Genomic DNA, 23,003 nt, shown 5'->3' with positions numbered 1-23,003 from the left:
GGGGATCCGGGGGCGGGAACACGGACGCAGGCGCGGGCCCCGGGATCTCTCCCGATGCCCGCGCCTCTCGTGGCACGCTCCACCCGGCCGTCCCCGTGGCGCCGAGCCGTCAGCTCGCGAACACGATCACGTTGTCACGGTAACTGCGCCGTTCGCGGTCGAAGGTCCCGCCGCAGGTGATGAGCCTCAGCTCGGCTCCCTTGGCGGAGCCGTACACCTGCCTGTCGGGGATCCGGCTCTTCGGGAAGCGGGCCAGGCGCCGGACGGTGAACGTCACCGTGCTTCCGTCGGCCCTGTCGACGTGGACGCGGTGTCCCGGACGGAGTTTTCCGAGCCGGTGGAAGACAGCGGGTCCCGTCCTGGAGTCCACGTGCCCGGCGATGACCGCCGCACCGGCCTCGCCGGGCTCGGGACCGGCCTTGTTCCAGCCCACCCTGTCGAAGCGCACCGGAGCGACCAGCTTGTTCCTCGCGTCCAGCCTCAGCGCGATCACCGCGGTGGAGACCCCGATCGCCGGGACGCGGAGCCACACGGGGTCGGCGACCTCACCCCTGGCCGGAGGTCGTACGACCTGGGCGGCGGTGGAGACCGTGGAAGCCTCGGAGGGCATGGACGCCGTGGAAGCCGTGGAGGCGCTGTGCGCGGCGACCTCGGTGGAGCACGCGGTCATGGCCACGATGGCGGAGAGAGTGGAGAGAGCGGCCACGAGGGCACCGGGAGTCCGCACGGTCAGCTCCCCGAGGTGAATCGGCGGCTGAACCAGAAACCGCCACCCGCCAGCAGCCCGGCACCGGCCAGTCCCGCCGGCACCCAGAGCGGCACGTCCTCCTTCTCGGCCGTCCCGCCGAACCCGGTCTCCACACCACCGGCCGGAGCACGGTCATCGTCATCGTCGTCATCGCGCGACGCACCACCCTGACCGGTGTCCACACCACCGGCCGGAGCACGGTCATCGTCATCGTCGTCATCGCGCGACGTGCTGCCCTGGCCGGTTTCCACGCCGCCCCGGGGGAGGTCGTCGTCCTGGTCGCCGGCGGGTCCGGCTCTCCGGTCGTCCTTGTCGTCGCGGTCGTCGCGGTCGTCATCACCGTCGTCGTCATCACCACCTCTGTCGTCATCGTCGTCATCGTCGTCATCGTCCGCGACGTCGGTAACCGCCGTGGGCGGAGCCGGGAACGCGGATGCCTGGGCCGCCGGGACACCGGCGAGGACGCCGGTGGTCCCGAGGCCGAGGGTGATCGCGATGGCGAGCAGGGTCCGCCGTAGTACCAGGCTCATCTGGCCCTCCTGAAAGTCGTTCCGCACCTTCTGCGCGGATGACTCCAGATTTCCGGTGGCCGGTGGACCCATCATGAGCACGGGATGAGAGGACTCTCACCGGACCCGCAGGCGGTAGCCGGACCCCCTGACGGTCTCGATCCGCTGGTTTCCCAGCTTGCGGCGCAGGTAGCGGACATAGACGTCCACCACGTTCGAGCCGGGGTCGAAGTCGAACCCCCACACGTGGCTGAGCAGTTGCTGGCGGGTGAGAACCTGGTCGGGGTGGCGACAGAAGATCTCCGCGAGGGCGAACTCGCGGGTGGACAGGTCGACGGAGCGCTCGCCCACGTGAGCCCGCCGGGTCCGCAGGTCCAGGGCGAGGTCGCCGACGCGCAGGACGGTCGTCTCCGGGACGCGTTCCGGGCGCAGGCGGAGCCGTACCCGTGCCAGCAGTTCCTCGAAGGAGAAGGGCTTGGCGAGGTAGTCGTCGGCTCCGCCCTCAAGACCCGCGACGGTGTCGGCGACGCTGTCGCGGGCGGTGAGGATGATCACTGGGATGGTCGCCATCTCCTGCCGGAGCCGTCGCAGGACCGTGAAGCCGTCGCTCAGCGGAAGGCCGATGTCCAGGATCATCAGGTCGAAGCGACCGGCGCGGGCGTACTCGTACGCCGCGACACCGTCCGCGACGACGGTGGTCGTGAACCCGTTGCCTCTCAGGCCCTTCTCCAGGAAGGACGCGATCCGGCCCTCGTCCTCGGCTATCAGGATGCGGTTCACCCTCGGCTCCTCCTCGGGGGACTGTCACGGTCGCGCCTTCCACACCGCGCGGCGTGGAAGGACACGTCGGGGGTTCTCCTCGTACGGGAACATCAGTGCTCGTACGAGAGCGTCACGGGGATCTCCTCGTACGGGAAGGAGATCAGGAAGAGCGCCCCGCCTCCGTCGGCCTCGCGGACCTGCGCGGTGCCCCGGTGCGCCTCGGCGATGGAGCGGACGATGGCGAGGCCGAGCCCCGCGCCGTCGTGCGACCCGGTGCGGTTCGCGCCCCGGACGAAGCGGTTGAAGATCCGTTCGCGATCCTGGTCGGGCACGCCGGGGCCGGTGTCGCGCACCCACAGCTCCACCCGGCCCTCCCGTACGGCGGAACCGACCGCGATCAGGTCGCCGGGGCCGGTGTGCCGCACGGCGTTCGCCACGAGCTGGATCAGCGCCTGGGTGAGGCGCTGCCGGTCGGCCGTGACCCGTTCCTCGGCCACCTCGTCCACCCGCCAGCGACGCTCTCCCAGGGCGCGGGCCTTGACCACGACCTCGACGGTGAGATCGGCGAGCTCGACCTCACCGAGGGTGAGGAAGCCCGGCTGCTCCGATCTGGCGAGCATGATCAGGTCGTCGACGATCCTGTTCATCCGCCCCAGCTCGTCGGTGACCAGGGCCAGGGTGACGGCCCGCTCCTCGGGATCGTCGCCCATGAGCTCGAGATGGCCGCGGACGACCGTGATCGGGGTGCGCAGCTCGTGCCCGGCGTCGTCGAGGAAGTCGCGCTGCACGGCGAAGGCGCGCTCCAGCCGGTCGAGCATGTGGTTGAAGGTCGCGGCCAGCGCCGAGACGTCGTCGTCGCCGGAGACGGTGAGGCGCCGGCTGAGATCGCCGGAGCCGCCGATCCGCTCCGCCGTCCGGCGGACCAGCCGCACGGGGGCGAGGACCCTTCCCGCGACGAACCATCCGCCCGCCCCGGCCAGGAGGAGCGCCGCCAGCGCGGTGAGGCCGAGCACGCGCACCGCCTCTACGACCTCGCGGCGTTCGAGGTCGTAGAAGACGATGGCCACGAAGGCGCCCTCGACCTCACCGTCGGCGATCACGGGTGCGACCGCCCAGCGGACGAGCCCCGCCGTGCTGGGGGCCCAGTCCCAGGTGGGTTCGGTCGCGGCGGCCATCCGCGCCACCAGCGCCCGGTCGGTGTCCAGCACGGCCGGGGGTTCCGCGTACGTACGCCAGCGGACCTTCCCGTCGAGGATCACGAAGAAGGTCTCGTGGCGGTCGGGCGCGTTGATCTTCAGGTACTCCTCGAGCAGCGCCGGCGGGGAGGCGGTCGAGTTCTTCGCGTACCAGTGGAGTTTCTCCACCTCGTTGGCCAGCTCGGCGTTCACCCGGTCTTCGAGCCTGACCAGCAGAATGGTCCAGGTGGCGAACACCGAGACGCTCAGGGCGAGGGCGACGACCGCGAGCGTCCAACCCACGATGCGGGTCCGTGCGCTCACCGCCCGGCCGTCGCCTCTGCCGTCGCCGTTCCGGCCGTCCCCGTTCCCGCCGCCGTCTCAGCCACAGTCGTCGTCCCAGTCGTCCCCGTCCCCGTTCCCGCCGCCGTCTCAGTCGTCGCCGTCATCGCCGCTGCCGTCGTCGCCACCGTCATCGTCGTCTCCTCCGCCTCGCGGCGGCGGTGGGGGCTGCACCCGTTCGGCCCGCTCCCTTCCGGCCAGGCTCGACGCACCGGGCTCGCCGGAGGTCGCGGAGCCCGGAGGCGTCCGGTCGTCCCGCGCCTTCTGATCGCCGGGCGCCCCGGAGTCGTCCGAGGCTCGCGGGCCGCCCGGTGCCGTGGAATCTCCGGAGGGCCGCGGCTGCGCGGTGCCCGTCACGGCCGTCTCCCTGCCCCGTTCCCCGTCGACCACGACGGCCTCCCCGAGGCTGCCCGGGCTGCCTTGGACCAGCACCACGACCGCGAACATCGCGACCGCCGTGACGAGTATCCCGATCACCATGCTGACGGTTGATGTCCTGCGGCTCATGGCGTCCACGCTAGGCGCCGCCATAGGAGATGAGGCTGGGATGGAGATGAGAAGACTCTCATCATCGGGCGACACGGACATGTACTGTCAATAGGCCGATCGCCTCCGCGTGCTGATCGGCCTCAGGCTAGGATCGCCGAGTTAGGTTAGCCTTGCCTGATATCGGGGGTCCCTGCATTGCGGCTGTACCTCACCGCGCTCAAGCCGACCGACTCGGTCACCGACGGCTTCCTTCCGGCGGCGCGCGCACTCGGCTGTGAGGTCACGATCCTCACCGACCGCCCCGAGCGGTACCGCGACTCCGGGGTGGAGGTGCTCCGCTGCGACGTGCGCGACGCGCGGGCCGTGATCGACGCCGTCGCGCACCACCACGTCCCGGACGCGATCTTCTCGAACTCCGACCACATCCAGGCGGAGACGGCCCTCGCCGCCGCCTACTTCGGCCTCCCCGGCAAGGACTGGCGGGCCTGCGTCGACACCAAGAACAAGGCGCTCACCCGGCGGCGGCTGGCCGCCGCCGGGGTCGAGACCGTCCGTTCCGCGCGGATGGCACCGGCCGACCCACCGCCCGCCGGCATGCCGTTCCCGGCGGTCGTGAAGCCGCGCGAGGGCGTGGCCAGCGAGGACGTCGTGCTGGTCCGCGACGCGGGCGAGCTCGCGACGGCCGTCGCGGCCATCCGGGACAGGCGGCCGGGAGAGACGCTGGTCGTGGAGGAGTATCTCGACGGGCCGCTGCACACGATGGAGACCCTCGGCGACGGCGAGCGGATCAGGGTGCTCGGCGGTTTCCGCACCGCCCTGGGGCCGCTGCCGCACTTCGTGGAGGAACGGCTCGACTGGGAGCCGCCTCCCGGCCGCGACCACGTGCTGCGGGCGCTGGAGGCGCTGCGGGTGGGGTTCGGGGCCTGCCACACCGAGTACGTGATGACCCCGGCCGGGCCGCGGATCGTCGAGGTCAACTACCGGGTGATCGGCGACCACTGCGACTTCCTGCTGGCGAGCATGCTGGACGCGCCCCTGTTCGAACTCGTTCTCAGGGTGCATCTCGGGGCGGAACCGGAGCTCCCCGACCGGGTGGAGGGGCACGCGACCGCGCTGAGCCTGGTCGCCGGCCGCCCGGGGACCGTGGTGAGGTCCCCCGGGACGATCGTTCCCGCGCCTGGCGATCCGGTCCGGATCTGGCACCGGCCGCTGCGCGCCGTGGGTGACCGGATCGACCTGAGCAACACCAATCGCGACTACATGGGCATCGTCCGCGCGATCGGGCCCGACCGGGCGCGCGTGGACGCGGCCGTCGCGGCCTTCACCGCGGAGAACCCGTGGGTGATCGCATGAGCCGGGAGTCCACGAGCGACCGCGCGACCCGGGATTCCACGGGCGACCGCGTGAGCCGGGGATCCGTGAACGGCCGCGTGAGCGGCGCAGGCCCCGTGAGCGGGCGGGAACGATACCTCGCCACCCGGGTGCTGAACGCGCTCCTGCGCGAGGACTACGGCGGCCTGGCCGGGCGGGTGACCCGCAGCAAGGACGGTGTCGCGCTGGTCCTGCCCGGGGGCAGGCGGGTCCGGCTGACCCCCGGCTCGCTGTTCCAGGACTTCGTGGCGGCCCCGGAGGAGGCACTGCGCCTGGACGAGGTCCTGGGCGCCCTGCGGGAGATCTCCGCTCCCGCCGACGCCGCCGGGGTCGAGTCGTTCGTCACGGAGTGCCGCGAGGCGCTGCGCGCCCTCGACCTTCACGACGTCCACCGCGAGGAGGTGCTCGCCAGGCTGGGCGCCACCGTCGCCGTGCGCCCCGCCGCCCGCCCCGGCCCCACGCGTGCGCCGGACCCGGGCCAGGAAAGCGGGCATACAACGGGAGCCGGGACCGCGCGCGCGGCGGACGGCGGGAGCGGACGCGACGGCATGTGGTACGAGGCGCTGGCCGCGTTCGTCGATCACCCCGTCTACCCGACGGCCCGGTGCCGGATCGGCCTGTCCGACGAGGATCTGACCGCGTACGCGCCGGAGTTCGCGCCCTCCTTCGAGCTGCGCTGGGCCGCCGTGCCGCGGGAGCGGCTCACCGGGGCGGAGATGCCGGGGGCGCCCGGATTCCCCGCCGTCGGCCTGGCCGCGGAGCTCGCGGAGACCCACGTGCTGTTCCCCGTCCACCCGCTGACGGTCCCCGCGGTCGAGGAGATCCCCGGGACGGTCGTGGCCCCGCTGGCGCGCCTGGAGGTCAGGCCCACGCTGTCGATGCGCACGGCCGAGATCGCCCCGGGCACGCACCTGAAGCTGCCGCTGACCACCAGCACCCTCGGGCTGCGCAACCGGAGGTCGCTCAAACCGGACACGCTCGCCGACGGGGCGCGGGCCGAGCTGCTCCTGCGGGCCATGCCCGACCCGGAGGTGCTCCTGGCCGACGAGCAGACGTACGGGCACGCCGGGCACGAGTACCTGGGCTGGCTCCTGCGCCGCCAGCCCGCGGGGGAGGTCGTCCCGGTCGCGGCGCTGACGGCGCCGCTGCCGGGGGGCGGGCTGGTCGTGGAGGAGCTCGCAGAGAGATGGTCCGGCGGGGACGTCGCCCGGCTGCTCGGCCGGTACCTGCGGGTGCTGTTCCGCTTCCACGTGCGGCTCTTCGTCAGGTACGGCACGGCTCTGGAGGCCCACCAGCAGAACCTCTCGCTGGTGTTCGACGCGAAGGAGGTCACGGGCGAGGGGGCCGTACGGCTGCTCGTCAAGGACAACGACGGCCTGCTGACCTCGCCCGACAGGCTGAGGGACGCGGGGCTCGCGGTGCCGGACCTCACCGACGCGCGGATGTTCACCGACGACCCGCACGCGCTCGCCGACGTGTTCGTGACCATCACCCTGCACCTGGCCGCCGCCGCCGTGACGTTCGGCGCGCTGCCGCCGCCGGCGGCCTTCGAGCTGGTCCGGGGCACGCTCGCCGAAGCGCTCGACGCGTACGGGGAGGATCCGATGGCCAGGCTGCTGCGGGCCAGGACCCTCGACGCCGCCCGGCTCGTCGGCAAGTCGATGATCACCGCCGGAACCCTGGTGGACAAGGCGCGCACCGGTGCGCGGGACGTGAACAAGTTCTACGGCACGAGCGGGCCGAACTATCTCCGCCAGCCCTCCCAGATCACGCAAAGGACGACATGACGAGCCTCGCCCTCGACTCACCCGCCGCCGTCGCCGTCGCCGAGGAGGCCTCGGTGTCGGCGCTGCTGCGCTGTTGCGTAAGGGAGATCGCGGGACCTCGCGGGCAGGTCGGGTACGAGGAACCGTACGTGCTGCTGCGCGTCGCGGGCACCCGCCTGCGGGCGCGCGCGCACGGCGGGCTCGCGCTGCGCTTCGAGGGGCGGCCCGAGTGGCTGGAGAACGACTCCTGGCAACCGCTCTCGGCGGACCTGCTCGTCCGGCTGGTGGAGACCGAGCTCGGCGAGAGCGAGGCCGAGGGCAACGACGAGTTCGGCGCCCAGGTGGCCGCGAGCAGGGACGCCCTGGCGACGTTGATCGCGGCCCGGCGGGAGGTCCCGCCGCCCGCCGACCCGTGGCTGGCCTCGGAGCAGGCGCTGGTCTTCGGGCACCCGTTCCATCCCAGCCCGAAGGCACGCGGCGGCGCGGGCTGGCTGCGTTACGCGCCCGAGGCCCACGCGAGTTTCCCGCTGCGGCTGCTCGGGGTCAGGGACGACGTGCTGGCCGAGGCGGGCGACACCGGCGCGCTCGACGAGCTCGGCCAGGCGCCGCCCGGCTACTCGCTGCTGCCCGCGCACCCGTGGCAGCTGGAACTGCTCGCGGCGGACCTGGCCGCGCCGCTGGCCGACGGCCGCCTGGTCGACCTGGGAGACAGCTCCCGGACGGCGGTCCCCACGTCGTCGGTCCGCACGGTCTACGAGCCGCTGATCGACCGGTGCCTGAAGTTCAGCCTGGACGTGCGGATCACCAACTGCGTGCGGAAGAACTCCTGGTACGAGCTGGCGGGCGCGGTCGAGCTGAGCCGTCGCCTCGAACCGGTCTTCCTCGACCTGGCGGCCGCCTTCCCGGGCACCCGCTGGCTGCCCGAACCGGGCTACCGCTCCGCGGAGCTGGGGACCCGGCTGCTGGAAGGGCTCGGCGTGATCGTCCGGATGGGCCCGTGGTCGGTCTGCAGGCCGGGGGTGACCCCGCTGCTGAGCGGCGCGCTGGCCGCCGGACGGCAGGGGGCCGGCGCGGTGCCGGGCGACGTGCCGGGCCCGGCGGATCGGCCACCGGGCGGCGCGCCGACCATGGCCGGGTGGCCGGTGGCCGATCCGGCGCGCTGGTGGCGGGCGTACGTGGAACGCGTGGCGCCGCCGGTGCTCGACGCCTACTTCGGCCACGGCGTGGTCCTGGAACCCCACCTGCAGAACGTCCTGATCGGCGTGGACGCGGAGGGGCTGCCGGTGGAGGCCGTCTTCCGCGATCTGGAGGGCACGAAGCTCGTCGCCGGGCGGCACGACCTGTCCGGGCTGCCCGGCCGGGTCGCCGAGGCGCTCACCTACGACGCGGCCTCCGGCTGGAACCGGGTGGTCTACTGCCTGGTGGTCAACCACCTCGTCGAGATCGCCGCCTCCCTCGCGGGGACCGGGTCCACGCGGGAGCTGTGGGCGGTGGCCGGGGAGGTGCTGGCGGGGTACGCGGCGTCGCGCGGATGGCCCCGGCCGCTGTCGGACCTGCTGTCGGGGGCGCCGCTGCCGGCCAAGGCCAACCTGTCGGTCCGGTGGGCGCGCTCGGCGGACCGCTCCGCGGGGTACGTGACGGTCGCCAACCCGCTGGCCACGGCCTGAGCGGCGGGAGGGCGGTGACGGTCACCGCCCTCCCCCGCCCTCTGTGTCAGCGGGGATAGACCTCCAGCTCGTAGAGGGAGTAGCCGTGCGACGTGCCGCGCGTGACACCCTGCATGCGGACGTAGCGGGCGCTGGTCGGGCTGAACCTCACGTTGTCCACCCCGCCGTTCCCGGTGGTGGTGGAGTGGACGGTGGTCCAGGTGGAGCCGTCGGTCGAGGTCTGGATCGAGTACGCGGCCCCGTAGGCCGCCTCCCAGCGCAGCAGGACCCTGGCCACGGTCGTGGCCGCCCCGAGGTCGACCTGGAGATACTGGTTGTCGCTGGACGAGCTCGACCAGCGGGTGGTGGGGTTGCCGTCGACGGCCCTGCTCGCCGGGTAGAAGAGCTGGGTGCTCGACGCCCTGGCGCTCTTGCCCTCCGCCACGTTGGCGATCGCCTCGCCCCGGCGGGCGGGGAACGACACGACCTGCTGGTAGGTCGGCCGGTTCTGCCAGGAGATCAGCGAGTGCGTGATCCCGCCGAGCGGTGAGTGCTCGATGGCGTCGGAGCACCACTGGTCGCCCGCCGAGCACACGTCGTCCGCCGGGTAGGTCGTGGTCGCGGGCTCGGCGAGCGCCGCCGCCAGGCTCTCCAGCAGTACGGTACGGCAGCCGGCCACCGTGCCGTCCCCGCAGTACCTGGCGGGCAGCGGCCCGGAGACCGGGTCGCCGAGCACGCTCCTGACGTCCTTGCTCACGTAGCCCCACCAGCCGTACTGGAACGCCGACCCCTTGTGCGCCTGGGCCTCGCTCGCGGAGGTGGGCAGGGTGGACAGGTCGCCCTGCTGGTGGCCGGAGGGTGACTCGTTGATCTGGATGGCGTTGACCACCGACTGGTAGAGGCCGTCACCCAGCCCCGGCCTGAACTGCGCGCGGACGAGCTTGGGCCACCACGCGTCGAACGCGCGGATCGCCTCGGCGTGGGCGTACGCCCTGCTGCCCGGCGAGGTCTCCAGCCTCCGCGAGCCCGCCGACGTCCAGGCCGACAGCTTGGCGACCGCCGAGGCGAGGGCCGGGTCGGTCACCGCCGCGCTGTTCATCACCCTGAGCAGGTCGGGCAGGACCTTCTTGCCGCGCAGGTCGGTCACGGCGGCGTCGGCCACGATCTTCGTGGTGCTCGCCCGGTCGAGCTTGCCGCTTCCCGACAGGGCCGCCTTGATCGGGGCGTCCAGCAGGTCGGCCCGGTGAACCGGTCCGAAGCTGAAGTTGCCGTCGGCGGCGCCGTAGTCCTTGGCCTGCTTGTTGTTCCAGCTGACGAAGTAGTCCTGGTTCACCGCCTGCGGGTGGGTGGCGGGGGCCGTGTAGGTCGCGGTGTTGGCGGCCGGGTCGAAGCCCGCCCACTCGTGGGCCGCGTCGGCCGTCATCGGCAGGTTCGGGTCGGACACCGCGGACCTGACCGGGGTGTTGCCCGACATGAAGTACGCCGAGTCCCTGGAGTTGACGTAGAACCAGTTGAACGCGAAGCCGATGGTGGAGGCCGAGTTCGTGAACGCCGCCGGATCGCCCATCTGGGCCGGGTCGTTGAACATCTGGAAGCCGATCGCCGAGTCGACCTCGTGGTGGTACGTCGACCGCAGCGTGGTGAAGGCGGTGGGCTGCCCGCCGACGGTGCCGCGCCAGCTCACCAGGCCGTACTTCGTGCGCTGGACGACGAGGTCGTAGGAGCCGCGCGCGGTGGAGTCGGCGACGGTGGGTTTCCACGAGTTGGTCTTCCGCAGCGTCTCCATCTCCGTGCAGACGCCCCGGTAGAGGTAGTGGTCGGACGCCGTGGTGACCGCGCCGCCGCCGGGCTCGCAGAGCTGGAGGGCGTAGGTGTCGGTGATGTCCTGGCCGCTGGAGGTCGCGCTCCAGGCGTAGTCGGTGCCCCGGCCGAGCAGCACGTAGAGGTTGAGCCCGGCGAAGGCGGCGCCGCGCGCCCGGATGCCGGGTCCGGAGAGCTCCTGCAGCATGAGCAGCTGGGGGGCGAAGTAGCCCGTCTGCGGGCCGAACACCGCGACCGGGTTCCCGGTCGCCGACTTGGCCGCCGACACCACCACCGCGTTGGACATGCCCGGCTTGGAGTTGTCGACGAGCAGTCCGTCGAGCACGCCCTTCTGGGCCGGTGCCGATGCCGAAGCCGAGGAGGTGGCCGAGCCGGTCTCGTTCGCGGTGATGTCCACCGGCGCCGTCGACGGGTCGGGGAGGACGACCCCGGTGGCTCCGGCGGGCGCGTCGCCGAACGGGAAGCTCTGGCCGTTGTGCAGGGTGAGCGTCGTCTCCGGGTCGTTCTGCGCCCGGAACGCCGACCAGACCTGGTCGCCGGCCGCGGTGCCGTACTTGGCGCGGGCCGCGACCCGTACCAGCGCGGACTGCATCTCCGCCCCGCCGCCGCCGCCGAACAGGCCGCCGATCACACCGGAGATCGCGACGAGGTCGGTCATGGTGAAGTCCACCGGGCCGCCCGCGTTGGTGATCGCGTCGAGGTGCCCGGTCAGGACGTACTCGCCGGGACAGTTGCGGTCCGCCATGCAGCGGTCGATGTAGGCGTTGACGCCGGCGATGTAGTGCTGCACGTCGGTGTAGAGCTGCGCGCCCCGGGGGCCGGAGTCCCTGACCCTGTTGATCTGCGCCTGGAGGTCCGCCTCGGTGTAGGGGGAGTTGCGCCACGCGCTCTGCTCCAGCGCCCGGTTGCCCGGCGCGCCTCCGGCGAACGGGGTGAGCTCGCCGCGGCCCACGTGCCGCATCAGGTCCATCACCCACAGGCGGTCCTGCGCGCCCGCGTACCCGGCGCCGAACATCGTGCCCTCGCGGGTCGTCCCGGTGATGTGCGGGACCCCGGTCGCCCTGTCCCGGACGATCGTCACGTCCGACCGCGGGCTCGTGGTGCTCTCCACCTGCCCCGCGGGGACGCCGAACGAGGCGTCGTTGAAGAAGTCTGCGATCTGGTCGTTGGTCAGGCCGGTGTAGCCGGACAGGAGGTTCGCGTACCTGCCGAGCTGGTCGTCGCTGTGCCTCGGCTTGGTGCCCAGGGTCTGGTGGGCGAGGATCCCGGCCAGGGTGGCGTTGCCGTTCTGCCCCGGGGGCAGGATGTCGGAGCACTCGCCGAGGCAGTAGTCGTCGGGAGGGAGAACGGCCGCCGCAGCGGTTCCAGACGTGGTTTCGGACACGGTTCCGGACGTGGTGGCGGATGCGGGCACGACGGGGGATGCCAGTGCGAGGACCAGCGACAACCCGGAGGCCGCCGTGATCACCCGCCGGAGACGTGCATGCATTAGGAGGGTCCCCTAAACATGAGTCTTACTCGGATGGTGAGAGGAACATACGTTCCGCCCAACACCGAATCAATGGCCGCTGTGATAATCGCCCGTACCACTTGTGACTCGTTGTCAGAGGGGCCGGTCGACCCTTTCGCGGAGGTCCGGTCCGACCCACAATCGCCAGGAGACCCGTGGCAAGTCGTGCCATTCGCGCAACCGGGCGACGACCACGGGGTCGTCATGCAAAGTCGCGTCGCCGAACTCCCCCAGCGAGCCGCTCCCGGCGTGCACGACGGTGGCGACTCCGTCGATGGCCTCCCCTGGCGAGGGAGCCGGGGCCGCCAGTTTTCGCAGCACCCCGGGTGAGACGAGGTCGCGTACGCCGAGTGAGCCGGTGGCGCGCGACAACCGCTCGCACTCGGAGTCGCGGCTGTGAAGCCAGGACCTGCCCGCGGGAACGTCCCGCCGGTCAGCCCGGTGTTCGTAGGTGCCGGAGCCCGCGATCGTGATCGTCCTGGTCGTCATGAAGGACAGGTCGGTCGGGACAACGCTTTTCAGCTCATCGGGGACGTTGGTCCGGTAGTAGGTCGTGGTCAGGTCGGAGGCGGTCGCGCCGAGGACGCCAGCGGTACGGCTCTCGTTGTACTCGCCGATGTCGACCGGCACGACGAAGTCGTCCTCCGCCGGAGGGGTGAACACCTTCCCGCCGTAGTCCAGGCGGACGAGCCTGGCGACCTTCACGCCGGCCGGGCCCTTCATCCGCTGGGTCACCGCCTCGGCGGGCGTTCCCGCCGTGACCGCGTCGCCGCCTCCGCAGCCGGCCGTCAGGGCAAGCGTCAGGACGGCCGTCGCGATCCTCGGTAAAGCCACCCGGTGATCATAAGGGTCGCCCGACCCCCTCTGTCCGGGCAACGGGGGTCAAGGCGGCGATCGCCCCATCTCGCCACCAAAACGCGAAAGACTCTCTAAGATCAAACACAGACAAATGCGGGAGAGTCTGGAGAAACCGTGGATGATCAGGCTTCGCCGGCCGGGGTCGACCCGAACGTGCCCAACGTCGCCCGGATGTACGACTACTACCTGGACGGCAAGGACAACTTCGCCGCCGACCGGGCCGCGGCCGAGCAGATCCTGAAGCTCTTCCCCGACACCCGCGACTCCGCGCGGGAGAACCGGGCGTTCCTCGCACGCGCCGTACGCCATCTGGTCGAATCAGGTGTCCGGCAGATCGTGGACCTGGGCTCCGGGCTGCCCACGCGGGGCAACACGCACGAGATCGCGCACGAGGTCGCGCCCGACACCAGCGTGGTCTACGTGGACTACGACCCCGTCGTGTGCACGCACAGCCGGGCGATCCTGGGGAAGGGCGACAACGTCACCGTCGTGCAGGCCGACGTGCGTGACCCGGAGACGCTGCTGGCCGAACTGCGCGAGCACGTCGACTTCGACCGGCCCGTGGCGTTCCTCCTGCTCGCCATCCTGCACTTCGTCCCGGACGAGAACCCCGACGGCGCGGGCGCGTACCAGATCGTCGAGCGGCTGCGCGAGGTGAGCGCGCCGGGCAGCTACCTCGTTCTCAGCCACGCGATCGACCCCAGCGCCGACAGCACGCCGGAGGCGCTGGAGGTCTACAAGCGGGCCACCGAGGCGCTGAACCTGCGCACGCACGACGAGATCGCCCGCTTCTTCGACGGCTACGAGCTGGCCGAGCCCGGCCTGGCGTTCCCCAAGGACTGGCGTCCCGTCGACGCGCCCCTGTTCACCGACCGGAACACCTCGATCGGCTACGTCGGGGTGGGCCGCAAGCTCTGACCTCCGCGGCCGCCATCGGACCCCGGTCGATGTCGTTTCGTCAGTCCCTCATGTCCTTCTTGGAGAACGCCACCCCGGCAACGCGGCAGCTCGCTGATCCTCACAGAGAACCACTGAGAACCAGCGAACGGTGTTCTCATGATCTCCCCAACAGGGTGGGCTCAACGGAGGGCAGTGTTTTTGACAGCGCTGTCACAACTCTGGACGACGGGGATGCCACGGAGCCCTCAGCGGTCCGTCAAGACTTCTCCAGGGCGTTCGCGAGATCGGCGATCAGCGTGGCGGGGTCCTCCAGCCCCACCGAGAGACGGACCAGTCCCACCGGGATCTCCATGGTCGCGCGCACGGAGTCCAGGGTGGTGAGTGCCGGCGCGTTGACCAGGCTCTCGTAGCCGCCCCACGACACCCCGATGCGGAAGTGCCGCAGCGCGTCCACGAACCGGCCCACCTCGGCGACGTCCTCGGTGTCCAGCTCGACGCTGAAGACGCCGGAGAAGCCCGTCATCTGTGCGCTCGCGAGCTCGTGCCCCGGATGACCCGGCAGGCCCGGGTGGTTGACGGCCCGGACCGCGGGGTGCTTGACCAGGAACTCCGCCACCCGCAGCCCGCGTTCCTGGTGTGCCGCCATGCGGATCGGCAGGGTCCGCAGCCCCTTGATCGCCTTGCTCGCCTCGTGGGCGGACAGCGCGGCGCCGTACAGCTGGTACTCGGTCAGCGCCAGCGGCCTGACCAGGCGCGCGGGGCCCGCCACGACGCCGCCGACGAGGTCGCTGTGGCCGCCGATGTACTTCGACAGCGAGTGCACGACCAGGTCGACCCCCATCGTGAGGGGCTTCTGGAAGATCGGCGTCGCCCAGGTGTTGTCCATCACGGTGGTCAGGCCGCGGCCGCGCGCCCACTCGGCGAAGGCACGGATGTCGATGACCCCGTAGCGCATGTACGAGGGCGACTCCAGGTAGAGCATCCGGCTGTTCGGCTTGACAGCGCTATCAAGAGCGGCAGGATTATCGGTGTGCACCGTCGTATGCGACACCCCGAATTTCTCCAGGTAGCGGAGGAACTGGGTGGTCGGGCCGTAGACCGCTCCGAGCACGATCACGTGGTCGCCCGCGGAGACCAGCGAGGAGATCGTCGCGGCGATGGCGCCCATGCCGGAGCCGAAGCACTTGGCCCGCTCCGCCCGCTCCAGCGCGGCGAGCTTGCGCTGGAGCAGGTCCACCGTGGGGTTGGTGCCGCGCGAGTAGACGTAGTTCTCGTCCTCGGCCGCGAGGCTCCCCGACAGCGCCCCCGCCGTGGGAAAGGTGAACAGGGAGCTCTCGAAGACCGGCGGGTTGACCGCGCCGAGCATCCAGGGCTCGTCCTCGCCGTACCGGCTGCAGATCCAGTTGTCGTCGATGTGTTCGTACATGACTGCGCAAGGTACAACATGTTCCGGAAGATCAGTTCGACCGCTCCGGGAAAAGGATGGGAATGAGCCCTCGCAGGACCACGATGGCCGACGTCGCGCGCCACGCGGGGGTCAGCCTCAAGACGGTCTCCCGGGTGGTGAACCAGGAGCCACACGTACGGCCGGACGTGGTGCGACGCGTCCAGGACGCGATCACGACGCTGGGGTTCCGGCGCAACGAGGCCGCCAGCCGGCTGGCCAGGGGCGGCTCGGTCCTCACCCTGGGCCTGGTGATCGAGAACATCTCCAACGAGTTCTACTCGCGGCTCGCCAAGGCCGTGGAGTCGGCCGCCTCGGCGCACGAGGCCCTGGTGGTGTTCGGCAGCTACGAGGAGCGGGCCGACCGCGAGGTCATGATCGTCGAGACGATGTACGGCCGGGGCGTGGACGCCATGGTCGTCGTCCCGACCGCCGGTGACCACGCCTGGCTGGCGGAGTACGTCGCGAGCGGGCTCACCGCGGTCTTCGTCGACCGCGTGCCCGAGGGGATGGCGGAGGTGGACGCCGTGCTCCTCGACGCCGACGCGGGCGGCCGGATCGCCACCGAGCACCTGCTCGCGTACGGCCACCGGCGGATCGCCCTGATCTCGGACAACGACCCGTTGAGCTCGGTGCACGCCCGGGCCGAGGGGCACCGCGCGGCGCTGCGCGCGGCCGGGGTCGCCGCGGACCCGGCGCTGTGCGTGACCGGCGTGTTCGACCCCTGGCGGGTCGAGCAGGAGGTGCGGCGGCTGCTCGCGCTGCCCGATCCGCCGACCGCGTTCTTCGCGACCAACAACCGCGCCGCGCTCGGCCTCGTACAGGCCCTGCGCGACCATCCGGGTCCCCGCCCGGCCTTCGTCGGCTTCGACGACTTCGAGATGGCGGGGGTCCTCAACCCGGGGATCACCGTGGTCCGCTACGACGTCGGCCGCCTCGGCAGCGCGGCGGTGGAGCTCCTGCTCGCCCGGCTGCGGGAGCCCACGCGCCCGAGGCAGCAGGTGACAGTGCCGGTCGAGCTCGTCGTCCGCGGTTCGGGAGAGCTGCCGCCACCGAGGTGACGCCCGGGCGGGCAATGCCGCCCGGGCAGGCCCGGTGGAACGGCCTCGTTCAGGAACCGGAGGTGAGCAGCGGCAGCTTGCGCACCCCGGTCATGCCCGGGCTCGGGATGAACCGCGGCGGCTCGTCCGGATCGGTGCGCAGGCGAGGGAAGCGGTCGAGCAGGATGTCGAGCGCGACCCTGCCCTCCAGGCGTGCCAGCGGCGCGCCGATGCAGAAGTGGATGCCCCTGCCGAAACCGAGGTGGGGGTTGGGGTCACGGGCGGAATCGAAGACGTCGGGGTCGGCGAACTGCCTCGGGTCGCGGTTGGCCGCCGCGATCCACACCATGAGGAACCGGTCGGCGGGGATGTGCTGCCCGCCGAGCTCGACATCGGTGTTGGTGACCCGGCCGACGGCCGCGAACGGGCTGAAGAAGCGCAGGGACTCCTCGATGGCGGCGGGGATCGCCGACCGGTCCTCGCGGGTCCTGGCGAGCTGCTCGGGATGGGCGTCCAGGCACAGCACCGTGTTGCCCAGCAACATGGTGGTGGTGATGTGCCCGGCCACGAGCAGGATGTTCGCGAAGTTCACCACCTCGGTCCGGGTGAGTCGCTCGCCGTCGACCTCGGCCTCGACGAGCTTGGTGAGCAGGTCGGCGCGCGGGTGGCGTCTGCGCTCGTCGGCGTGCTCGCCGATGTAGTCGGCGAGGTGCTTGAACTGCTCCATCGCGACCTCGACGCTGCGCTCCTGCTCCTCGCTCCGGTTGACGAGGGAGAACTGCTGGGTGTTCTCGAACATCTTGTCCACCCACTGCTTGAACAGGTGGCGGTCGCTGCCGGGCACCCCCAGGAGTTCCGCGATGACGATGACCGGCAGCGGGTAGGCGAGGTCGGTCACCAGCTCCAGGCGGTCCGGATCGGCCACCTCGTCGAGCAGGTCGCGGGTCAGCTCGGCGATCCGCGGCTCGAGGTCCGCGACGACCTTCGGCGTGAAGGCGTGGCTGACGAGCTTGCGCAGCTTGCCGTGCATGGGCGGGTCCATCTGCGTCAGGATGCCCTCGCCGGCCGGCTCGACGTCGGGAACCACCCGGCCGGTGTCGGAGGAGAACGTCTTCGGATCGCCGAGGATCCGCAGCGTCTCGGGGTAGCCGTAGACGTTCCACATGCCGGTGGCGGCGTCGAAGCTCACCGGCTGGTCCGGATGCCGTCCGCGCAGCCAGAAGTGCCCCTCGTGCAGGCCCCATGTGTCGGCGATGGTGGTCATGGTCCGCCTTTCTCGTCGGGACGGGTCCGGGGTCAGCCGGGCTCGTGTGTGCGGTCGTGCGCGTAGATCCAGGTGCGGTAGGGCGGAATCAGGGCCTCGAAGACGGCGACGACCTCGGAGGCGGCCTTGGCCAGCTCCTCGGGGTCCGGCGGCTCGGGCGGCTCGAAGGCGTTCCTGACGATGAACGAGATCGACTCGGCCTTGGCCCGCGTGTCCACCTCGACGCCTGTCAGCTTCGCGGTGTTGTGGAGGTGGAAGCCCATCATCGTCGCGCTCAGCGTGTACGACAGGTTCGGCACGTCGTCGCGGAGCAGGCCGTACCGGATCATCAGGTCGTAGAACCGCTCGGAGGCGAGCAGCTCCTGGCTGTGCAGGAACGCGTCGGCGAACCTGTGCCGCCCCTGCTGCAGGTATCCCTCGGACAGCGCCCGCAGCACCGGCCTGTCACCGACCATGAGGAAGGACTCCGACACGAAACGGTGCGGCAGCAGCATCGCCGGATCCCGGCGCAGCCCGTCGAGCAGCTCCTCGACGTAGGCGATGGACTCGCGCAGCAGCACGGCCTCGAACAGCTGCTGCTTGGTGCGCCAGTGCAGGTAGACCGTGCCCTTGCCGATGCCCGCCAGCTGGGCGATGTCCTCGATCGTCACCTTCCGGTAGCCGAGGCGCACGAGCAGCTCGGCGGCCGCGTCGAGGATCCGGTCGGCGCGCCCGTCGGCCTGCCCTGCTCGCTCCGCCACTCAGGCACCTCTCACTCTGATCACTCTGACTCCGTGACCAATTATGATATCTGGTCAACAAGTCAGACGGTAGACCTCGGGGCACGACGAGCATCCGAACGAAAAGTCCCGTTGGCAGAACAGCGTTGAGCGGCTTGCCGTGACTTTCCGTTCGAATGCGTCTCGCCGAAGGGTTTTCGCAGGTCATGACAGATGCAGTCGGGTGGTCCGAACGGCTGTGACATGGGCGGCGTATACGCGGTGCGCCTCGCGCTCGGGCGGGTCGTCAACGGCCAAACCGTCACCGCGCTCGCGACCTTGAAGCGCGGGCGGCGAATCAGCGCCTGAGCGGTTCCTGGAAGTTTCGTACGGCACGCGCTACCTCGGCTGGGGCGTCTTCGTGCTCAGGCGGCCGAAGGGTCGGCCACCTGGCCGACGAACAGCAGGACCGCGTCCGCCTTCTCCACGATCGAAGGCGAACGGGTGGTCGGCGGTGACCGTGAGGCAGGGCGGCCGCGCCTCGAGGTCTGCGACTCCGCAACGTACCGGTTCGGCGAGTGGGCGCCGGTCAGGGCACCGGCCAGGCGGCCATGGCCAGATCCGCGGTGTCGGTCAGTTCCGCCACCGTGGCGCCGTCCCGTGCACGCTGGGACATGCCGTGCATGACGGCGGTGAAGTACGCGGCCAGCTTCCGGGGGTCGGCTGTCGCCGGTATTTCGCCCTCTCGCTGGGCGGTCGTCAAGCGCTTCTCGAAGGTACCGACGCTGGCGTTGCGCAGGTCACGCATGTAAATGGCGACATCGACATCGGCTGCGGCCGCGCTGCAAAGCAGGTTTCCGGCCGGTGTCTCGGGGTCGGTGTACATCGCCGCCGCATCGAGCAGGATGCGGCGGAAAGCATCGAAGGCCGTGGGTTCCCTCGCCATGGCGGCCCAGACGAACTCTCCGGCCGGGGAGCGGCCGTACGCCTCGATGACTTCGTTGAACAGAGACCTCTTGTCCCCGAACGCCGCGTAGAGGCTGCCGGGCCGGATGTTCATCTCCCGGGTCAGGTCGTTGATCGAGGTCGCCTCGTACCCGTTCTCCCAGAACAGGCGTGTGGCGGCAGCCAGCGCCGCCGCCCGGTCGAAGGTCGGCGGCCGGCCTCGCCGCGCTTCTGGCGTGTCCATGTCCCCATTCTAGATCGATCACTCAAGAGTGGCCCGGCGACTTTTTGGTCGATCGCTCAAGAACAGAGTATATTTTCTCTTGAGCGATCACTCAACAAAGGAGCAGTCATGTCAGGAGCCCTGCAGGACAAAGTCGCCCTCGTTACCGGCGGCAGTCATGGCATCGGCCGGGCGACCGTCGAACGGTTCGCCCGCGACGGGGCAATCGTCGGGGTCGGCTACGGCCACGACGAGCAGGCGGCCCGCGACACGGTGGAGCGCATCCGCAAGGACGGCGGGCGCGCCTTCGCCGTGCACACGGAGCTGGGCACTCACGGTGACGCGGCTCGCTTCTGGGACGCTTTCGACGAGGCGGGCAAGGAGTACGTGCCCGACGGGAAGCTCGACATCCTCGTCCACAACGCCGCCAAGGGCAGCTTCGCCCGGCTGGCCGACCTCTCCGAGGAGGAGTTCGACCAGGTGATCGCGGTGAATGTGAAGGCGCCGTTCTTCATCACGAAGCTCGCGTTGCCGCGACTGCGCGACGGCGGCCGGATCATCAACATTTCCAGCCTCGCGGCCACCGTCGCCAGTCCGGAACTGCTTGCCTACGGCGTCAGCAAAGCGGCGCTGAACACGTTCACCCTTGATCTGGCGTTGGACCTCGGCCCGCGCGGGATCACCGTCAACTCGGTATCACCCGGCATCGTCATGACCAGGAACAGCCAATACCTGCGGGACAACGGGGAACTCGCGGCGCAACAGGTGGCCCGCGTCGCCCTCGGCCGGCTCGGCGAGCCGGAGGACGTGGCAAGCATTATCGCCTTCCTCGCCTCCGACGAGGGGCGCTGGGTGACAGGCCAGGTCATCGACGCTTCGGGCGGCACCGCGCTCTGAGCACGGCCGCCCGAGGTCGGTCGGCGCCGGTGTCGCCCTCGGCATCCTCGCGCAACCGCTGATGCGTGAGGATGCCGACCCGGGTGAGCACATCGATCTGCGCGGTGTTGCAGAGCGAGACCACCGCGTCGATGAACGTCTGCGTGGTGACGTGCTTGCCCTTCGACCGACTACCGGCGCACCGACCACACCAGCACTCTCCACACGCTGTGCATGAACCACGGCTCGGTACTCAAGCACAACGGCCACATCAGCGACTACACGCGCAGAGTGGACTCGGGCACCCCGATCCTTGATGCCTTCTACCGCTTGTGGGTCAACCACCGGCGCCCTACGCCGAGCGGGCCATGTCAACATCGCCTACGCCCGCCGCGAGCACGGCTACGACCACCAGCGCGTCCTCGGCCTGTTCGACCTCGGACCGAAGTGATCACACCGACCACATCACAAACTTGCCGGGGCCCTGCCACCAGACCGACAACACGAGCCGCGTCTCGGCCCGAAGCCCGGGTCTTCCGTCGGCTTTGCCTCGCACTCGTGAAATGGACGCCGCGTGCAGCAACCGGAACAATGACCGCGTCGATGTGGGCGTGAGCGCGAGGGGGTGGCGTCGTGCCGGGTGATCGGTCCGCGCCGCAGGTGCAGAGCTGGCGTGTGGGGCCGGTACGGGTGCTTCGCCTGGTCGGGGAGCTGGACGCGGTGACGGTGCCGGACGTGGCGGTGAAGCTGGATGAGGCGCTGCTCACCTTCGAAGATCTGCTGCTGGTCGTCGACCTCACCCAGGTGACTTTCATCGCCTCGGTTGGGGTAGGCGTCCTGGTGCGGATGCGCCAGAACGTCCAGCGCCGCCAGGGGCGCTTGATCGTGGTTCTTCCCGCACAGGGGCGGGCGCGTCGTCTCTTCGAGCTGATGCGCATGGTGGATCACTTCGAGGTTCGCCTGACACTGCCCGAGGCGGTGCGCGCGCTGCGACAGCGCAGGCCGCGTCCCCTTCTTCCGGAGGAGATGAGGATGGCTCCGGAGCCAACACCGCCGCCGACCTCGATTCCGGGAGGTCCTGCCGACCGTTAGGTGAGAGGGGATCGGCAGGCGGCAGCAAGGGAGTTACCGCAAGGTGACGTGGGCGACGATTGCCGTGGCGATGTCGTCGAGGGCTGACACCTTGCTGACCTGGCCGGTGGCGATGGCGGCCGCGGGCATCGCGAATGGCCACGATGATCTGGGTGGTCGGGATGACACCGAGCGACGTTGACCCACACATTCCTTTCCCCGACGCGCGCAGGGGCCCCGGCGCGTGTCGCGCCGGGGCCCCGAAGAGTTCAACACCATCTACCGGCCATCCGGCCGGCTTACCGTCGTCCACATCCGCCGTACCGCCTGGCGGTGATGCGGGGATCGCGGATACGTGACCTCGGACCGCCTTTACCACTCCAAGGGCGGCGACATCCCGATCAGCCAGAAGGACATGCTCGTCACCTGGCACCTCCTGCCCACCGTCGCCATGCGCGAGATGATCGAGTGGAAGGTGCCGGTCCGGCCCGCCGAGCCGGAGGCGTACCTGCACGTCTGGCAGGTGACCGCGCACATGCTCGGCATCAAGGACGAGTACGTCCCCGCCACCTGGGACGCCGCCTACGCCCAGTCCGGCCAGATCCTGCCCCGCGACATGGGCCCGACGCAAGAAAGGCGGTCCGGGGTCACGGGCGCCCGGGCCACTTGAGGGAGCAGACATTGACGGTGCGGGTCGAGAACTTCGGGATCTGGATGAGCCTGGATCTCGGTGCGATCCGTCCGTTCGCGAGGCGCTTCACCCGGTAGGCGCCGGGCCGGCCCCGGAAGTAGTACGTGCCGTTGTCGTCGCGCGCGCTGCCCGCGACGCCCGGACCCACGACCGTGACCGACACGCCCCCCACGTGGGCACACCTGAAGACCAGCTTGAGGAGTCCGTACGGCGGTGTCGCCGCGGCCGAGGGAGGTGCGAAGCCGACGGTGGCCACGGCGAGGCTCATCGCGAGCGCGCCTGCAAGGGCAGAACGTCGGACAATGCTGAACATGATGATCCTTTCCTGGAGAACTCGGCCACTCTAGCCTCGTCTCCCACATGCGCGACGTGGTTCGGAAAATGGTGAAGCATTTGCGGGGGTTTCTAGCAGTTTGCGGCGGACGAAGCGCTATAAATATGGCCGAAATGCCCCGGCACTCGGGCCTGGCTTCCTTCCGTGGCCACCCCGGTTCCCGTGGTGGACGTGGCTCGGCCTCAGGGTTCGCGGGCGCGTGGGTCACGGAGACCGGCAGCAGGGCGGGTTGGTGAGCAGGTAGTTCAGGGACCGGTAGGGGGCGGACCGAGTACGCCGGAAAGGGGGAACGGCAGGTGTCGTGCAACCTGTTGTGTCGCTCGGCGAGGGCGGGTTTCGGCGGTCTGCCGCCGAACGGTCCACGAGACCGAATCGGTGAGGGAACCAGTGCAGAGGCGTTGATCTGGAGTGATGCCGCTGGGTGACCGGACAGAGTCGATGTTTTGTTTTGTGTGCCACCCGCTAGCGGGACTTTTCGTTCGGATGCTCGTCATGCCCCACCTCCTTCCGGGGAGGGACA

At 70.5% G+C, this 23,003-nt stretch carries 20 protein-coding genes; 8 read left to right on the top strand and 12 right to left on the bottom strand.

Annotation, left to right across the window (positions count from 1 at the left end; genetic code table 11):
• Positions 1-109 precede the first annotated feature (109 nt).
• The 5 genes from AB0G15_RS09630 to AB0G15_RS09610 form a co-directional block, all read right to left on the bottom strand.
• Positions 110-727, bottom strand: coding sequence for a class F sortase (locus tag AB0G15_RS09630; protein ID WP_362837068.1), 618 nt, complete (start codon positions 725-727; stop codon positions 110-112).
• A gap of 2 nt (positions 728-729) precedes the next feature.
• Positions 730-1,278: a hypothetical protein gene (locus tag AB0G15_RS09625; protein ID WP_362837066.1), complete on the bottom strand. Its 549-nt coding sequence runs from the start codon at positions 1,276-1,278 to the stop codon at positions 730-732.
• A 96-nt stretch (positions 1,279-1,374) separates the two neighbouring features.
• Positions 1,375-2,037 (bottom strand): response regulator transcription factor, encoded by a 663-nt coding sequence (locus tag AB0G15_RS09620; protein WP_362837064.1) that lies wholly within the window; start codon positions 2,035-2,037, stop codon positions 1,375-1,377.
• Positions 2,038-2,129: 92 nt separating this feature from the next.
• On the bottom strand, positions 2,130-3,518 hold the full coding sequence (locus AB0G15_RS09615) for a HAMP domain-containing sensor histidine kinase (protein WP_362837062.1): 1,389 nt from the start codon (positions 3,516-3,518) through the stop codon (positions 2,130-2,132).
• A gap of 108 nt (positions 3,519-3,626) precedes the next feature.
• On the bottom strand, positions 3,627-4,043 hold the full coding sequence (locus AB0G15_RS09610; RefSeq protein ID WP_362837060.1) for a hypothetical protein: 417 nt from the start codon (positions 4,041-4,043) through the stop codon (positions 3,627-3,629).
• Between the two features lie 177 nt (positions 4,044-4,220).
• Here AB0G15_RS09610 and AB0G15_RS09605 point away from each other — a divergent pair, with 177 nt between their 5' ends.
• The 3 genes from AB0G15_RS09605 to AB0G15_RS09595 all read left to right on the top strand — a co-directional run bounded on the left by AB0G15_RS09605 (position 4,221) and on the right by AB0G15_RS09595 (position 8,829).
• The gene (locus tag AB0G15_RS09605) at positions 4,221-5,378 is read left to right on the top strand and encodes an ATP-grasp domain-containing protein (protein WP_362837058.1); all 1,158 of its coding nucleotides are present in this window, start codon (positions 4,221-4,223) and stop codon (positions 5,376-5,378) included.
• 77 nt (positions 5,379-5,455) lie between these two features.
• Entirely contained in the window at positions 5,456-7,183 is a 1,728-nt protein-coding gene (locus AB0G15_RS09600) for an IucA/IucC family protein (RefSeq protein WP_362837056.1), read from the top strand.
• Positions 7,180-8,829: an IucA/IucC family protein gene (locus tag AB0G15_RS09595; RefSeq protein ID WP_362837054.1), complete on the top strand. Its 1,650-nt coding sequence runs from the start codon at positions 7,180-7,182 to the stop codon at positions 8,827-8,829. The genes AB0G15_RS09600 and AB0G15_RS09595 overlap by 4 nt, the downstream gene beginning before the upstream one ends.
• 46 nt (positions 8,830-8,875) lie before the next feature.
• Here the strand turns inward: AB0G15_RS09595 and AB0G15_RS09590 are convergent, their stop codons facing one another.
• Entirely contained in the window at positions 8,876-12,118 is a 3,243-nt protein-coding gene (locus tag AB0G15_RS09590) for a penicillin acylase family protein (protein WP_362837052.1), read from the bottom strand.
• A gap of 114 nt (positions 12,119-12,232) precedes the next feature.
• A complete protein-coding gene (locus AB0G15_RS09585; RefSeq protein ID WP_362837050.1) occupies positions 12,233-12,973 on the bottom strand; it encodes a hypothetical protein in 741 nt (246 codons plus the stop codon).
• 138 nt (positions 12,974-13,111) lie between these two features.
• Here AB0G15_RS09585 and AB0G15_RS09580 point away from each other — a divergent pair, with 138 nt between their 5' ends.
• A complete protein-coding gene (locus AB0G15_RS09580) occupies positions 13,112-13,915 on the top strand; it encodes an SAM-dependent methyltransferase (RefSeq protein WP_362837048.1) in 804 nt (267 codons plus the stop codon).
• A gap of 238 nt (positions 13,916-14,153) precedes the next feature.
• Here AB0G15_RS09580 and AB0G15_RS09575 read toward each other — a convergent pair whose 3' ends face one another.
• Positions 14,154-15,323 (bottom strand): aminotransferase class I/II-fold pyridoxal phosphate-dependent enzyme, encoded by a 1,170-nt coding sequence (locus AB0G15_RS09575; protein ID WP_362837046.1) that lies wholly within the window; start codon positions 15,321-15,323, stop codon positions 14,154-14,156.
• Between the two features lie 62 nt (positions 15,324-15,385).
• Here AB0G15_RS09575 and AB0G15_RS09570 point away from each other — a divergent pair, with 62 nt between their 5' ends.
• Positions 15,386-16,402: a LacI family DNA-binding transcriptional regulator gene (locus AB0G15_RS09570; protein WP_362837044.1), complete on the top strand. Its 1,017-nt coding sequence runs from the start codon at positions 15,386-15,388 to the stop codon at positions 16,400-16,402.
• 49 nt (positions 16,403-16,451) lie between these two features.
• On the opposite strand, the gene AB0G15_RS09565 is transcribed toward AB0G15_RS09570, so the two are convergent.
• The 3 genes from AB0G15_RS09565 to AB0G15_RS09555 form a co-directional block, all read right to left on the bottom strand.
• The gene (locus AB0G15_RS09565; protein WP_362837042.1) at positions 16,452-17,645 is read right to left on the bottom strand and encodes a cytochrome P450; all 1,194 of its coding nucleotides are present in this window, start codon (positions 17,643-17,645) and stop codon (positions 16,452-16,454) included.
• Positions 17,646-17,677: 32 nt separating this feature from the next.
• Positions 17,678-18,385 (bottom strand): helix-turn-helix domain-containing protein, encoded by a 708-nt coding sequence (locus tag AB0G15_RS09560; protein ID WP_362837040.1) that lies wholly within the window; start codon positions 18,383-18,385, stop codon positions 17,678-17,680.
• A 547-nt stretch (positions 18,386-18,932) separates the two neighbouring features.
• Positions 18,933-19,532, bottom strand: coding sequence for a TetR/AcrR family transcriptional regulator (locus AB0G15_RS09555; protein ID WP_362837038.1), 600 nt, complete (start codon positions 19,530-19,532; stop codon positions 18,933-18,935).
• A 108-nt stretch (positions 19,533-19,640) separates the two neighbouring features.
• On the opposite strand from AB0G15_RS09555, the gene AB0G15_RS09550 reads away from it, so the two are divergent.
• The 3 genes from AB0G15_RS09550 to AB0G15_RS09540 all read left to right on the top strand — a co-directional run bounded on the left by AB0G15_RS09550 (position 19,641) and on the right by AB0G15_RS09540 (position 22,128).
• Positions 19,641-20,408: an SDR family oxidoreductase gene (locus AB0G15_RS09550; protein WP_362837036.1), complete on the top strand. Its 768-nt coding sequence runs from the start codon at positions 19,641-19,643 to the stop codon at positions 20,406-20,408.
• Between the two features lie 612 nt (positions 20,409-21,020).
• Positions 21,021-21,479: an STAS domain-containing protein gene (locus AB0G15_RS09545; RefSeq protein ID WP_362837034.1), complete on the top strand. Its 459-nt coding sequence runs from the start codon at positions 21,021-21,023 to the stop codon at positions 21,477-21,479.
• A gap of 334 nt (positions 21,480-21,813) precedes the next feature.
• Positions 21,814-22,128, top strand: a complete 315-nt coding sequence (locus AB0G15_RS09540; RefSeq protein WP_362837032.1) for an oxygenase MpaB family protein — start codon at positions 21,814-21,816, stop codon at positions 22,126-22,128.
• Here the strand turns inward: AB0G15_RS09540 and AB0G15_RS09535 are convergent.
• Entirely contained in the window at positions 22,106-22,462 is a 357-nt protein-coding gene (locus AB0G15_RS09535) for a hypothetical protein (RefSeq protein ID WP_362837030.1), read from the bottom strand. The genes AB0G15_RS09540 and AB0G15_RS09535 overlap by 23 nt on opposite strands.
• Positions 22,463-23,003: the final 541 nt, after the last annotated feature.

This window comes from Streptosporangium sp. NPDC023825 (assembly GCF_040639575.1).
In the GTDB taxonomy this organism is placed as follows: Bacteria; Actinomycetota; Actinomycetes; order Streptosporangiales; family Streptosporangiaceae; genus Streptosporangium.
Note: the sequence above shows the minus strand (reverse complement) of the source record. Positions and strands in the feature narration are given on the sequence as shown.